This window comes from Agromyces capsici (assembly GCF_058349965.1).
Genome location: NZ_JBYRET010000001.1, coordinates 882,060 through 895,514 on the forward strand (window position 1 = coordinate 882,060; position 13,455 = coordinate 895,514).

Genomic DNA, 13,455 nt, shown 5'->3' on the forward strand with positions numbered 1-13,455 from the left:
CGCGCGCTGACAGACTTCGGTGAGGCGCATCCGCGCCGCCCGGGGGAGGGAAGATGACCGCGTCCGTCGCGCCCGCGAAGCGCCCGGTGATCGTGTGGGACCTCGTCGTCACCATCGTGCTGCTCCTGCTGATGGCGGCGCTCGGCCTCGTGCTGTTCTTCTTCTCGTTCTTCCTCGCGTTCGCGAGCGACTCGTGCGGGGCGTCGGCGACCTGCGACACCGACCTGATCGCGACCGGCATGCTCGTGGCGATGATCCTGCCGATCGGCGTGGGCGTGCTGGCGCTCATCGCGGCGATCGTCGTGCTCGTGCTCAAGCGCATCGCGTTCTGGATCCCGATCGTCGGGATGCTGCTCATGGTCGGGGCGTTCGTGCTCGGCGCGGCGATCGCGACGAGCGGCGTGCAGCCGAACGCCTGAACGGGCCGCCTGCACCATCGCCGGGTCCGGGCACAAGGGCCTGCGACACCGGATGGCACGGCAGTACCATCCACGCATGGCGTACGACCCCGCATCCGAGACCCTGTCCGACGAGGGCAACCCCGAGGAGGTCCGCAACGAGACGCCCGGCGAGCGCCTCGATCGCAAGTGGAACGACATCCTGCAGGAACTGCGGGTCGTCATGACGGGCACGCAGCTCATCACGGGCTTCCTGCTGGCGGTGGCGTTCCAGCCGAAGTTCGCCGAGCTCGAGCAGTACGAGGTGGTCCTGTACCTCGTGCTCGTCGTGCTCGCGACCACCTCGACGATGCTCGGCCTCGCGCCGGTCATCCTGCACCGCCAGCTGAGCGGGCAGAAGCAGAAGGAACGCGTCGTGCGGATCGCCAACGGGCTGCTGCTGACCCTGCTCGTCGTGGTGTCCCTCGTCGCGTCGGGCGTCGCGATGCTCATCTTCGACGTCACGGTCAACCGCGAGGCGGGCTGGCTGGCCGGCGCGATCGCGATCGTGCTGCTGCTGCTGTTCTGGATCGTCGTGCCCCGAATCGGGAAGCGCGAGCCTCGCGAGCGCGGCGCGCGCTGATCGCGGGCTCGCACCCACCCGGGTGCGCGCCCGCTCGCGTTCCGGCGTCACCGCCCCGAATAGGCTGGACGCCATGCGCATCGCCACTTGGAACGTCAACTCGATCCGCACCCGCTTCGGCCGCGTCGTCGACTTCCTGGTGCGCGAAGACGTCGACGTGCTCGCGATGCAGGAGATCAAGTGCACCGCCGAGCAGTTCCCGCACGAGGCGTTCGAGGCGGCCGGGTACGAGCTCGCCATCCACGGCCTGAACCAGTGGAACGGCGTCGCGATCGCGAGCCGCACGCCGATCGCCGACGTCGTCACGGAGTTCCCCGGCATGCCCGGCTTCCTCAAGGGGCAGGAGGGTCCCGACCTGCCGAAGGAGGCGCGCGCGATCGGGGCGACCGTCGACGGCGTGCGGGTCTGGAGCCTCTACGTGCCGAACGGGCGCTCACTGGGCGACCCCCACTACACCTACAAGCTCGACTGGCTCGCGGCGCTGGCCGACCACACGCGCGCCGAGACCACCGCGCACCCCGAGGTGCCCTTCGCCCTCATGGGCGACTTCAACATCGCCCCGCTCGACGAGGACAACGGCGACCCCGCCGTGGTCGAGGGGCTCACCACGCACGTGTCGCCGGCCGAACGTCAGGCGTTCTTCACGCTGGAGGACGCCGGCGTCACCGACGTCGTCCGCCCGCTGGTGCCCACCGGGTTCACGTACTGGGACTACAAGCAGCTGAAGTTCGTGCGCAACGAGGGCCTGCGCATCGACTTCATCCTGGGTTCGGCGCCGTTCGCCGAGGCGGTGACCGCGGCCACGATCCACCGCAACGAGCGCAAGGGCGACGCCCCGAGCGACCACGTCCCCGTGCTCGTCGACCTCGAGCTGAGCCGCGACGACGACGACCTGCCGATGATCTTCGGCTGACCCGGATGGCGCGCCTGCGCGCCATCCGGCCGGAACGCAACCCCGGGTGCATGTCCAGACGGAGCGGCTACCCTTCCTCTGATGGACTCCCCCACCGAACAGGTCCCGGCGACCGCGATCGACCCGCTGGTCGGTGCGACGCTCGACGGCCGGTACCGGATCGACGGCCTCATCGGCCGCGGCGGCATGGCCGCGGTGTACCGTGCCGGCGACCTCGCGCTCGGGCGGCGCGTGGCCGTGAAGATCTTCACGCCGTCGACCGAGGGCATCGACGACGCCGACCGCCGCCGGTCGGAGACCGCCCTGCTCGCAAGCCTCACGCACCCTGCCCTCGTCACGTTGTTCGACGCCGCGAAGGACCCGGAGACCAACCGCGAGTTCCTCGTGATGGAGCTCGTCGAGGGCCCTGACCTGCGCGAGATCCTCACCGACGGGCCCGTGTCCCGGCCCGACGCGACTCGCCTGCTGGCCGACCTCGCGGAGGGCCTGCACGTGATCCACTCGCGCGGCATCGTCCACCGCGACGTCAAGCCCGCGAACGTGCTGCTCGCGCCCGCCCACCTGCCCACCCGCCGCTGGAACGCCAAGCTCGCCGACTTCGGCATCGCGCGCCTGCTCGACGAGTCGCGCCTGACCGCGACGGGCCGCATCATCGGCACGCCGGGCTACCTCAGCCCCGAGCAGGTGCGGGGCGAGTCCGTCGGCAGCTCGGCCGACGTGTACTCGCTCGGCCTGCTCATGCTCGAGGCATTGACGGGCGAGCAGCCGTTCCCCGGCCCGGCGCTCGAGTCGGCGAGCGCACGGCTGGTCCGCGACCCGGTCGTGCCGGCCGGGCTCGGGTCCGACTGGGTCGAGCTGCTCACCGCGATGACCGCACGCGACCCGGCCCGTCGGCCGAGCGCACTCGACGTGGCGCTGGCCGCCCAGTCGCTCGACGTCTCGGCGACGACCACGGCGGCCGGCTCGCCGGCCCCGACGGCCTCCGTCGCCCCGACCACGCCGATCACCCACGCGCCTGCAGCCGAGGCGGAGGACGACACGCGGATCATCGCCGCAGCCCCGCACACGTCGCCGTCACCGACGGCGACGGGGACGACGACGGACGACGACGACGCCACGGCCGCCACGCGCGTGCTCACCGGCGTCGTCGTGCCCGACGATCGAGGCGGCGCGGTCGGCGCGCCATCCGGAACCGGCGCGCGTCGGCGGATCCCGCAGTGGGCGGTGCTCGCGATCGCCGCGGTCGTCACGCTGCTCGCCGCGGCCGTGCTGATCCCGAGCCTCGCGGGCGCGGTCGGCGGCGCCGCGGCGCCGGACCCGACGCCCACCCCGACGCCGACGCTGCCCGCCGTTCCCGGCGACCTCGGCGTGCACCTGGAGCAGCTGGAGGAGGCGGTGACGCAATGACGAGCCGATTCCGCCGCGCGATCGCCGCGGCATCCGTGACCCTCGCCCTCGTCGGCGGCCTCGCCGGCTGCGCGGCCGAGCCCGACCTCGCCGCGGAGCAGTCGCAGGCGTACCGCGCGCAGGTCGTCGCCATCGCCGAGTCGTCGGCGGCCGGAGACTACGCCGCCGCGATCGCCGCGCTCGACGCGCTGCAGGCCGAGATCGACGCAGCCGCGGCCGACGGCACGCTCACCGGCGACCGTGAGCAGCGGATCCGCGAGGCCATCGCGCTCGTGCGCGCCGACCTCGATGCCGCGATCGCGGCGGCCACGGCACCCGAGCCCGTGCCGACCGAGACGGCCGACGACGGAGACGACGACGACGACGACGACGACGACTCGTCAGGGCCCGGCAACAGCGGCGACAACGCCAACACCGGCAAGGGCGAGGACAAGGGCAAGGGCAAGGAGAAGGACTGACGCCCGTCAGTCGCGCCCGCGGAACCCGTCCATCGAGCGATACACGCCGAAGGCGTCGCCGACGACCCGGTCGAACACCCGCGTCGGCAGCAGGGCGCGCAGCGCCCGCGACAGTCGCACCGATGCGGGCAATTCGACGAGCGGCCGGCCGTCGAGCATCGCTCGCCACACGCGGTCGACGACGACCTCGGGTTCGAGGATCGGCGCGAGCAACGGACCACGGGCGCCGTGGAACATGCCGGTCGAGATGTAGGACGGCGTGACGGTCGTGACCTTCACGTGCGCGTGCCCGGCCTGCTGGAGCTCGAGTCGCAGCGAGTCGCTCCAGCCGTTGAGGGCTGCCTTGGACGCCGCGTAGACCGCCATGCGCGGGTTCGCGAGCGTGCCCGCCGCGCTGCCGATGTTCACCACGCGCGACGGGCGTCCCGACGCGATCATCGCGGGGAGGAACTCGCGCGCGACGTACATGGGCGCGAGCGCATTGACGAGCATGGTGGGGCGCACGTCGTCGCCCGCGTGGTTCTCCCAGAAGTAGCGGTTGCCGCGGACGATGCCGGCGTTGTTGACCAGCACGTCGGGGTCGCCGACCTCGCGACGCACCCGGTGCGCCGCCTTCGCGATCGCGCCGAGCTCGGACACGTCGACCGCGTACGACCGCACCTGCGTGCGTCCGCGGGCGATGCTGCCGAGCTCGTCGGCAGCGCGCGCGAGCGCCGGGGCGTCCCGATCCCAGAGCACGACGGATGCCGCGCCGTCGGCGACCGCGCGCTCGGCGTACATGCGGCCCATGCCGCCCGCTGCGCCGGTGATCAGGATGTGCGCTCCGCGCGCGGTTCTCGCCATGCCGAACATTCTCGCAAGCTCCGGCCCGCGGGCCGTTCGCCCCTGCCGGCACACTGCGGCGCGGCCTAGCCTGCACGGCATGGTGGCGCACACTCCCGCGCGCACCGGATGGACCTCGGGCCGCGCGACGTACCTCGACAACCTCAAGGTGCTCCTCATCGGCGCGATCATCGCGATCCACGCCGTGCTCGGCTACGTCGGATCCGACCAGTACTGGTCGTACGCCGACGTGCAGGAGACGACGCTGCACCCCGTCACCGAGATCGTGCTGGCGGTCCTCGTCGTGCCCTTCGGCCTGTTCATGATCGCGCTGCTGTTCCTCGTCGCGGGCCTGCTCACGCCGCCGTCGTTCCGACGCAAGGGGGCGCGGCGCTTCGTCGTCGACCGGTTGCTGCGGCTCGGCATCCCGTTCGCGCTCTTCACCTTCGTGATCTGGCCCGCGCTCATGTACGCCCTGTACCACCCGTTCGGCGCAGCACCCGGATCGTTCTGGGAGGAGTACCTCAGCGACGAGGGTTACATCGACACCGGGCACCTGTGGTTCCTCGGGGTGCTCCTGGCCTTCTCGCTCGGGTACGCGGGCATCGCGGTTCTGCGCCGTCGGCGGCGCCCTGCGGTCCAGCCGGCCGACCCGGCCCACACGGGCGCGGCGGACGACGCGCGCGTGGAGGCGTCGGCCCGCGACATCCGGCTCGCCGACCTGGCCGTGCTCTCGGTCGCCACCGCCGCGGCGACCGTCCTCGTGCGCCTCGTCTTCCCGTACGGCAGCGAGTGGTACGCCGACCTCAACTTCTGGGAATGGCCCGGATGCCTCGCCCTCTTCGGCCTCGGCGTGACCGCGTCCGCTCGCGGCTGGCTCACCGAGGTGCCCGACCGCCTCCTCCGCGGCAGCCGGGCGATCACGCTCGTCGCCGGGGCCGCGGCGGCGGGACTGCTGTTCGTCGCGTTCCGCGGCGACCTGACCGGGCTGATGTTCGGCGGATGGACGTGGCCCGCGCTGGCGTTCGCGGTCGTCGAGAGCGCGCTCATGGTCTTCGGATCCCTGTGGCTGCTCGGCGCCGCGCAGCGCCGCCTCGCCCGCCCCGTCCGCGGAGGCGAGGTGCTCGGTCGGAGTGCGTACGGCGCCTTCCTCCTGCAGGGGTTCGTCCTCATCGGCCTTGCGGTCGCGCTCCGGCCGCTCGGCCTTCCGGCCGAGCTCAAGGCGATCATCGTCGCGGCGGGCGGCGTCACCGGGTCGTTCGCGCTCGCCTGGCTGCTCGTCAGCCGGGTGCCGTGGCTCGCGAGGATCATCTAGCCTCGTGCGGCGGCGGATGCCACGATGGTGCGATGAGCCCCGATCGCGTGGAACTCGTGCTGAAGAGCGATGCGCAGGTCGCCGAGTGGCTGCCCGTCGCGATGGCCCACTACGAGCAGGCCCGCATCGAGGCCGGCGACACGCCCGAACAGGCGGCGGCCGGCCGGCGGGCCTCGGAGGAGCGGTTCTTCCCCGACGGCCGGATCGTCGCGGGCCAGCTGCTGCACACCATCCGCCTCGACCACGAGGACGCCGGATGGCTGTGGCTCGGCCCGTGGGAGGACGGGGGCACGCTGTGGTGGGTGTGGGACCTGATGGTGCACCACGGGTACCGCCGCCGGGGAGTCGCCCGTCGCGCCATGCTCGCCGCCGAGGCCGTGGCGCGCGAGCACGGTGCGACCTCGCTCATGCTCAACGTGTTCGCGTACAACGAGGGCGCGATCGCGCTCTACGAGGCGCTCGGCTACCGCACGGCGTCGGTCCACATGGCCAAGCCGCTCTAGCCCCCCGGATCAGTCGGCGAGCGTCACGACCTCGACGCGGTCTCCCGGTCCGGCGATCACGAGCGCGCGTCGCGCGGTCACGCCCTCGAGCGCCGCGACGATCGTCGTGACATCCGGCGCCTCGCCCGCCTCGGCCAGGGCACGGTGCCACACCGTCACCGAGGCGCCCGTCGACTGCTGCACGGCGCGCTCGAGCGCGTCCGTGTCGCCCGCCGCGACGAGCACGATGCGGCCGATGCGCCGCCCCGGTGCGAGCCCGTGCGCGGCGATGACGGCGCGGTCGTGGCGCCACACCGCGAAGTGGTAGGCGAAGACGAGCGCGGTCGCGACGAGCAGGCCCAGCGGCGCCCGGACTCGATCGATGAGGCTCGCGGTCGTGACCGGATCGAGGACGAACTCGAACACGCGGTAGCCGACCACGAGCAGCGCGACGAGTGCGACGACCGCGCTGATGCCGAAGACGACGACGAGGTAGACCCGGCGCCCGGTGTCGGCGCTCTCGGCGGGTTCGACGCGACGCGTCGGGCGCCAGCTCAGCCACCACACGGGCCCGCCGACGACGAGCGCGCTGAGGCCGCCGAGCAGCAGCGTGCGGGTTCCGGATGACGCGAGCGGATCGGCCAGCGCGGCGAGCCCGGCGTTCAGCACGACGCCGATGCCCGACGCCGCGGCGACCAGCCCGAGGCCGGACATCACGAGGCGCGCCGCACGGCGCGTGCGCTCCGACCGCTCGAGCGCGATGCGGCGGTGGTACGCCCAGGCGAGCGCGCCCACCGCAGCCGCCGCGATCGCGGTGCCGAGCGGTTCGAGCACGATCGCGGCCGGCTCGCCCGGATCGAAGAGCAGGCGGAGCGCGACGAACAGCCCCACGCCGATGCCGCCGAGCATGACTGCCGCGGTCGCGAGCACCCCGATCACCACGAGCGCGACGTCGGCCAGGCCGGTGACGAGGTGCCGCGTGCCGTCGCGGAACCAGTGCCACGCCCAGATCGCCCCGCCGACGAGCACCGAGACCGTGGCCTCGAGCGGCAGGCGCCACCATGGCCCGCCGGCGATCGACGTCGCGTCGGCGCCGCGGATCGCAGCGTCCAGGAGCTCACCGAGCGCCGTGACCGCGCCGCCGATGCCGAGCACCAGCCCGTAGACCGAGGCGATCACGGCCGGCACCGTCGCCAGCCGGACCGGCCCCTTCCGCGGGTGGCGCAGCATCCACCGGTGCCACGCCCAGGCGACCGCCCACGTGAACGCGGTCGCCACCTCGGCGGCCGGCCAGCGCCCGGCGATGAGCGATGCGGCCGCGCCGAGCAGCGCCGACGTCGCGACGATGAGCGACACCGGGTACAGCACCGCGAGGTACAGGCCCCACGCGAGCGAGGTCCGCTCCGACTCGTCCGCGAGCCGGCGCCACACCGACCACCACAGCACCGCCGCGAGCGGCCCGCCGATGAACGTGAACGCGAGCGAGAGCGCCAGGTCGGTCGTGCCGCCGCCCGCGAGCGGCGCGGCGCGGTCGAGGAGCCGCTCGAGCAACCCGGCGACGCCGATCGCCGCGATCGTGACGAGCACCGCGAGCAGCGTGTAGACGATCAGGCGGCGCACGGTGCGCTGCGCGGAACCACCGGGTGCGGCCGACGCGTCGACGGCGTCGGCGACGGGCGGCTCCGATCCGACCGCGCCGGTCATCGGTTCACCTCCGTCGGGTCGCAGATCGTGAGCGGCCACGGGGCGCGCTCGATGAGCCATCCGTCGCCCTCCCGCACGAGGTCGAACACGCCCTCCTCCTCGTACTCGTCGGAGCCGAGCAGTCCGCCGCCGTACGTCGTGACGATGCGCACGTGCACGTCCGCGGAATCCTCGCGCTCCTCGGTGTCGATGAGCGTCACCCGCATGCTCCCGGCCGGGCTCGTCTCGATGCGCACGCAGTCGTCGGCGAGCTCGGCGACGAGGTACGCCTTCGCGGCCTCCTCGTCGCCGTCGATCACGGCCGCCGAGTAGCGCTGCACCACGCCCTCGGGGGTGGATTCGTCGAGGGGTGCCGGCTCGCCGCGCGTCAGCACGACGATGAGAGCGATGATCACGAGCGCGGCGATCACGCCGAGGATCACGAGGAGGGTGCGGTCGGGCCGCGCCGGAGTGGCGTCCATGCTCCGAATGATGACGTGCGACGGCGCGTCGCCCACGGACCAAGGTCACGCAGGTTCAGCGCGGTCCGTGGCTCACGATCGTGCCCGCGGCCGGCAGGGCGCCGCCGAGCTGCTCCTCGACCGTCGCGAGCGTGAAGCCCCGCGCGCGGAGGCCGTCGATGACGGCCGGCACCGCCTCGACGGTCTGCTCGTGCGTGTCGTGCATCAGGACGATGCTGCCGCGCGAGCTCCGCCCGACCGCGCGCTCCGCGACCACGGCGGGCCCGGGGTCCTGCCAGTCGAGCGTGTCGACGTCCCACACGACGACCGGGAGACCGAGCAGGTCGCGCACGCGCTGGTCGGACGCGCCGTACGGCGGCCGCATGCTCGACGCGACCTCGCCCGTCGCCGCCGTGATCGCCCCCTGCGTGCGCTCGACCTCGCTGCGGACCTCCTCGTCGGGCAGCTTCGTCAGGTTCGGGTGTCGCCACGTGTGGTTGCCGATCTCGTGGCCCGATGCGACGACCCGCGCGGCGACCTCCGGGCGCGACTGCACGGCGCCGCCCTGGACGAAGAAGGTCGCGGGGGCGCGCTCTCGATCGAGCACGTCGAGCAGGCCCGACGTCAGCGACGACGGGCCGTCGTCGAACGTGATCGAGACGCACGCGACCAGCGTGCAGTCGACCGGGTCGGCTCCTGCCGGCGTCGGCGACGGCGTGTACGGGGTGCCGGAGGCGGCCGCGGCGATGGCCGCCCGGCCCGCGTCCGACAGGAACGGGTCGAGGAGCCGTGCCGGCACGTGCACGGAGGTCAGCCGCGCGTCCTCCCCCTGCCCCGTGCCCGACGCCGCCCCCGACGCCACGGGCAGGGTCACGACGACCCCGGCCGGAGTGACCGCCGAGTCGGCCAGGGCGGCGCGCGCGCCCGCCGCGTCGAGCGCCGCGAAGGGCTCCTCGCCCGGTGCGATCCGCTCGGCGGCGCGGAGCGCCTCGGCCACGAGCGCGAGCACGCGCTGCTCTCCCCCCGGGCGGTAGAGCGCGGCGCCGTCGAACGGCGCGCCGCCCGCGGCATCCGCGTACCAGACCTCGCGCGTGACGACCGTGCCCGCGGCGGGATCACGGCGCGTCACGACGAGTCGTTCGCCGACGAGCGTGCCGGAGGCGACCACCACGGCGCAGTCGATGGCCAGGCGGTGCTCGACCGGCCCGGTGATCGAACCGCCCCAGCACGCGTCGCGCGAGCCGCCGGCGACGATGTCGACCCCGGGCGACCAGGCCGCGCCGCGTTCGCCGGCGTAGGCGCGGAGCGCCGTCTCGACGCGAGCGGTGAGCGCGTCCCCCAGCTCGGTGACGCCGGGCGGAGTCGCCCATCGCGCGGCCGCGGCGAACCCGTCGGTACGCATCGCGGCGAGCCTGGGGACGAGTGCGCCGGTGCGGTCGGGACCGAGCCGGGGCGGGCCCGCCACGACCCGGGGCCCCGGTTGCGGCGGGGCCGCGGTGGTCGTCGGCGCGGCGGTCTGGGCGGGCGATCCGGATGGCGCGGCCGAGTCGGTCGCGGGCGCCGCGCCGCCGCCCGGCGACGTGCACGCGCTCATCGCAGCGCAGCCGCGAGCGCGACGGGCGCCGGCCACGTCCGTCGGCGCCCTCCCCGCGCCCGGTGCATGCCGCCACGTTAGCCAGTGCGGCTGACCGTCGGGTGCACGCGGAACGGGCGCGGCTCCCGATCGGGATCGCCGCGCCCGTTCCGCTCGATGCAGTCGGAGTCGTGGGTTCACCTGTCTCCGCCGAGCGGCGACAGCACGTCGTCGACGGTGCCGCCCTTCGGTGCACCGGACTTCATCTCGCGGATGGCGTCGGCGCTGAGGCCGTCCGGTGCGGGCTGCGTGGGCGCCGGCGCGTGCATCTCGCGTCGGGCATCCGCACTGTACGACCGGTCGGATCGCGTCGTCACGGGCTGGGAGTGCAGCTCGCGGAGCGCGTCCGCGGTGAAACCCGGGACGGCCTGCGGCGCGACGGCCTGCGAGTGCAGCTCGCGGAGCGCGTCCGCGCTGAACGCGTCGGCCTGCGTGCCCGATCGTTCGATCGCCCGGATCGGATCGGCGCCCTTCGTGGGCGACAGGTAGTCGCGCACGACGACGTCGCCGCGGGCGAGCCCGACGACGGTGGCGGAGCGGTCGCCCTGGACCGGTCCGCCCCATGCGGCGGTGCCTGCACCGCCGCCGATGAGAACCACGAGCGACACGGTGAAGATCACGGGTGCCGCCGGCTTGGTGTTCATGGTTCGATTCCTTCCATTGCCTCTGGTGGCTTTCGGGTTGAGGCGAAGGTACGAAGGATGGGTTCCGGCGGGATCCGGGCGGTCACCTGAGGTGACGTGGGAAAATCCTGAGATTCCCTCAGTGTCGTCGTTCCGATCACGCTCCGAGCGGAGGATGCCTCCCGCAGTGCCCCGGACGGCCGCCGACCCGCTCGCAGCTTGCGAGCGCGAATCCTTGCGTCAACGCATGAATCCTGCGTCCGTCCGCAATCAATCGCGGAGGTCGCGCACGTAGCCTTGAACCGCGCGAACGATCCCGTCGCGCCATCCGTCGCCGAACCGGCGCCGAGCTGAGAACGGAGGTTCCGATGTCACAGAACACCATGACTGCTGCAATCGTTGGCGAACCCGAGGTTCTCGAGGACGAGACCGGCGTCGAGATCACCGCCGAGCTCATCGCGCTCGCCGACGGCGTCGAGGCCGACCCGGCGTGGGTTCGCCTCAAGGAGTCCGCGACCGCGCTGCAGTCGCTGCAGGTGAAGGACGGCTCGGTTCCCGAGGAGTCCGACAAGCCCGAGGCATCCGCACTCGTCGACGCCATCGTCGAGTCGGTCGCCGCCCTCGCACCGCGCTTCCCGCACGAGGCCGCGTACCTCGAGGCGCTGCAGGCCGACTTCCGTCGCTGGCAGTCGGAGGGGCTCGGGGTGCCCGACTTCCTCGACTCGCTCGTGGAGTTCCAACCGCAGCTGCACCGCGTCGACGGCATCCGCCACCTCGTCGTCTTCCCGATGTACACGCAGAACGGCTCGCAGGACCGGCACGTCGAGGCGCTCGTCGTCGAGACGATCTGGCCCGAGTTCATCGCGCACCTCGAGGCCGGCGACTACGGCAACAAGCTGTTCGTGAGCCTGCGCCTGGTCGACTTCACGCCTGGGTACGACACCAACTCGGCGGTGCTGTTCCCCGAGACCGTCGCGATGCGCGAGATCCCGCCGTTCACGTGGGGCGCGATCTTCCAGGACCGCGAGGCCGCCCGGTACCGCCGGGTCGTGCGCGCGGCCTCCGAGATCACGAAGCTCGAGCTGCCCGCCGACGCGGCCTCGCTGCTCGACGACCAGGAGCTCGCCGAGCGCACGTTCGTGATGTGGGACATCATCCACGACCGCACCCACATGCGCGGCGACCTGCCGTTCGACCCGTTCATGATCAAGCAGCGGATGCCCTTCTTCCTCTACTCGCTGGAGGAGCTGCGGTGCGACCTCACCGCGTTCCGCGAGTCGGTCACGATCGAGCGCGGCCTCCGCGCGCGGGTCGACCGGGGCGAGCAGCTCGACGCGGTCGACACGCAGCTGCTCGAGCACGCCAAGCTCGTGCAGTACGCAGTGATCTTCGACCGGATCTTCCGGTTCGCGATCACCGGGTCGCGGGTTCGCAACTACGACGGCCTCGGCGGTCAGCTGCTCTTCGCCTGGCTCCACCAGAAGCACGTGCTCGAGTGGACCGACGTCGCGCTGAGCTTCGACTGGGCCGCGGTCCCCGATGCCGTCGTCGAGCTCGGCGACGCCATCGACGAGCTGTACTGGAAGTCGATCGACCGCCCGAAGACGGCGCACTGGCTCGCCGCGTACGAGCTCGTGCGCGGGGTGCTGACGCCCAACCCGGCGTCGGTGTGGGCCGAAGGGCTGCCGCGCGAGGTGCTCGCCGGCCCGCCGAAGGGCTACACCGACCTCGTGATGGACGACGAGTTCCCGCTCTCGATGTTCTACGAGGCGCTCGAGAAGAAGATGAAGCCGGTCATCGAGTCGACGGTCGGCATCACCGCCGCCGACGCCTGACGCGCCGGCGAACAGCCACCCGAAGCCGAGTCACCCCGGGACGGCGGATACCCGAGGCATCCGCCCCGCCGCCCGGGGTGACTCGCGTCATGAGAGGATTCCCCGATGACCAGCGCACTCCAGGACCGCGTCGTCGTCGTCGCCGGCGGCACGAGCGCGTCGGGCCGGGTCGTCGCGCGCGCCCTGGTCGACGCGGGCGCCCGCGTGATCGTCGTGGGCAGCCACCGGGGCCGCCTCGACGAGCTCGAGGTCGACATCCCGGGCGTCATCGGCGAGCGCGCCGACCTCACCGACGGCGACGACGTGCTCGAACTCGCCATGCGGGTGCACGCCAAGGTCGGCGAAGTCGACGGCGTCGTGCACCTGGTCGGCGGATGGCGCGGCGGCGGCGGAATCCCGGGGCAGACCGAGGAGGACTACCGGCTGCTCGAGCGCTCCTTCACGGCGCTGCGCTTCGCGAGCCGCGTGTTCTGGGACGACCTCGTCGCCTCCGACGCCGGCCGCGTCGCGATCGTGTCGTCCACGACCGTCGAGCGGCCGACCGCCGGCGGCGCGAACTACACGGCCGTCAAGGCCGCGAGCGAGTCGTGGATGCGCTCCCTCGCCGACGGGTTCGCCAAGGCCGGGTCGCCCGGCGCGGCGGTCACGTTCCGAGTGAAGGCCCTCGCCGGGCTGGAGTCGCGCCTGGCCGACGAGGTCGTCGCGCTGTGGTCGACGGATGCCGCGGCATCCGACCTGAACGGACGCGTCACGACGCTCGCGGGCTGAGCGCGTCGGCGCGCCGCTTCCACGTGCCCTGCGCC

Annotated in this window: 14 protein-coding genes; 9 read left to right on the plus strand and 5 right to left on the minus strand. The window is 73.0% G+C overall.

Going from position 1 to position 13,455, the window contains the following annotated elements:
- The first annotated feature begins 53 nt into the window (after positions 1 to 53).
- From AC3RKB_RS04355 to AC3RKB_RS04375, 5 genes are all read left to right on the plus strand, one after another.
- Positions 54 to 419: a hypothetical protein gene (locus AC3RKB_RS04355; protein ID WP_491434753.1), complete on the plus strand. Its 366-nt coding sequence runs from the start codon at positions 54 to 56 to the stop codon at positions 417 to 419.
- Between the two features lie 76 nt (positions 420 to 495).
- Complete coding sequence (locus AC3RKB_RS04360; RefSeq protein ID WP_491434754.1) at positions 496 to 1,020, plus strand: DUF6328 family protein; 525 nt, start codon at positions 496 to 498, stop codon at positions 1,018 to 1,020.
- A gap of 73 nt (positions 1,021 to 1,093) precedes the next feature.
- Entirely contained in the window at positions 1,094 to 1,933 is an 840-nt protein-coding gene (locus AC3RKB_RS04365) for an exodeoxyribonuclease III (RefSeq protein ID WP_491434755.1), read from the plus strand.
- An 81-nt stretch (positions 1,934 to 2,014) separates the two neighbouring features.
- On the plus strand, positions 2,015 to 3,340 hold the full coding sequence (locus tag AC3RKB_RS04370) for a serine/threonine-protein kinase (RefSeq protein ID WP_491434756.1): 1,326 nt from the start codon (positions 2,015 to 2,017) through the stop codon (positions 3,338 to 3,340).
- On the plus strand, positions 3,337 to 3,798 hold the full coding sequence (locus AC3RKB_RS04375) for a hypothetical protein (RefSeq protein WP_491434757.1): 462 nt from the start codon (positions 3,337 to 3,339) through the stop codon (positions 3,796 to 3,798). Before AC3RKB_RS04370 ends, AC3RKB_RS04375 begins: the two co-directional genes overlap by 4 nt.
- Before the next feature lie 6 nt (positions 3,799 to 3,804).
- On the opposite strand, the gene AC3RKB_RS04380 is transcribed toward AC3RKB_RS04375, so the two are convergent.
- Positions 3,805 to 4,641, minus strand: a complete 837-nt coding sequence (locus AC3RKB_RS04380) for an SDR family NAD(P)-dependent oxidoreductase (protein ID WP_491434758.1) — start codon at positions 4,639 to 4,641, stop codon at positions 3,805 to 3,807.
- A 79-nt stretch (positions 4,642 to 4,720) separates the two neighbouring features.
- Between AC3RKB_RS04380 and AC3RKB_RS04385 the strand changes: the two genes are divergently transcribed.
- Positions 4,721 to 5,935, plus strand: a complete 1,215-nt coding sequence (locus AC3RKB_RS04385; protein ID WP_491434759.1) for an acyltransferase family protein — start codon at positions 4,721 to 4,723, stop codon at positions 5,933 to 5,935.
- Positions 5,936 to 5,967: 32 nt separating this feature from the next.
- Positions 5,968 to 6,438, plus strand: coding sequence for a GNAT family N-acetyltransferase (locus AC3RKB_RS04390; protein WP_491434760.1), 471 nt, complete (start codon positions 5,968 to 5,970; stop codon positions 6,436 to 6,438).
- Positions 6,439 to 6,447: 9 nt separating this feature from the next.
- Here the strand turns inward: AC3RKB_RS04390 and AC3RKB_RS04395 are convergent, their stop codons facing one another.
- From AC3RKB_RS04395 to AC3RKB_RS04410, 4 genes are all read right to left on the minus strand, one after another.
- Positions 6,448 to 8,121, minus strand: coding sequence for a DUF5671 domain-containing protein (locus AC3RKB_RS04395; RefSeq protein ID WP_491434761.1), 1,674 nt, complete (start codon positions 8,119 to 8,121; stop codon positions 6,448 to 6,450).
- Positions 8,118 to 8,582, minus strand: coding sequence for an LpqB family beta-propeller domain-containing protein (locus AC3RKB_RS04400; RefSeq protein WP_491434762.1), 465 nt, complete (start codon positions 8,580 to 8,582; stop codon positions 8,118 to 8,120). Before AC3RKB_RS04400 ends, AC3RKB_RS04395 begins: the two co-directional genes overlap by 4 nt.
- A gap of 55 nt (positions 8,583 to 8,637) precedes the next feature.
- Complete coding sequence (locus tag AC3RKB_RS04405) at positions 8,638 to 10,155, minus strand: polysaccharide deacetylase family protein (RefSeq protein ID WP_491434763.1); 1,518 nt, start codon at positions 10,153 to 10,155, stop codon at positions 8,638 to 8,640.
- A gap of 176 nt (positions 10,156 to 10,331) precedes the next feature.
- Positions 10,332 to 10,838, minus strand: coding sequence for a hypothetical protein (locus AC3RKB_RS04410; RefSeq protein WP_491434764.1), 507 nt, complete (start codon positions 10,836 to 10,838; stop codon positions 10,332 to 10,334).
- Between the two features lie 347 nt (positions 10,839 to 11,185).
- Between AC3RKB_RS04410 and AC3RKB_RS04415 the strand changes: the two genes are divergently transcribed.
- Both AC3RKB_RS04415 and AC3RKB_RS04420 read left to right on the plus strand, forming a co-directional pair.
- The gene (locus AC3RKB_RS04415; protein WP_491434765.1) at positions 11,186 to 12,652 is read left to right on the plus strand and encodes a DUF6421 family protein; all 1,467 of its coding nucleotides are present in this window, start codon (positions 11,186 to 11,188) and stop codon (positions 12,650 to 12,652) included.
- A 105-nt stretch (positions 12,653 to 12,757) separates the two neighbouring features.
- Entirely contained in the window at positions 12,758 to 13,420 is a 663-nt protein-coding gene (locus tag AC3RKB_RS04420; protein WP_491434766.1) for an SDR family NAD(P)-dependent oxidoreductase, read from the plus strand.
- Positions 13,421 to 13,455: the final 35 nt, after the last annotated feature.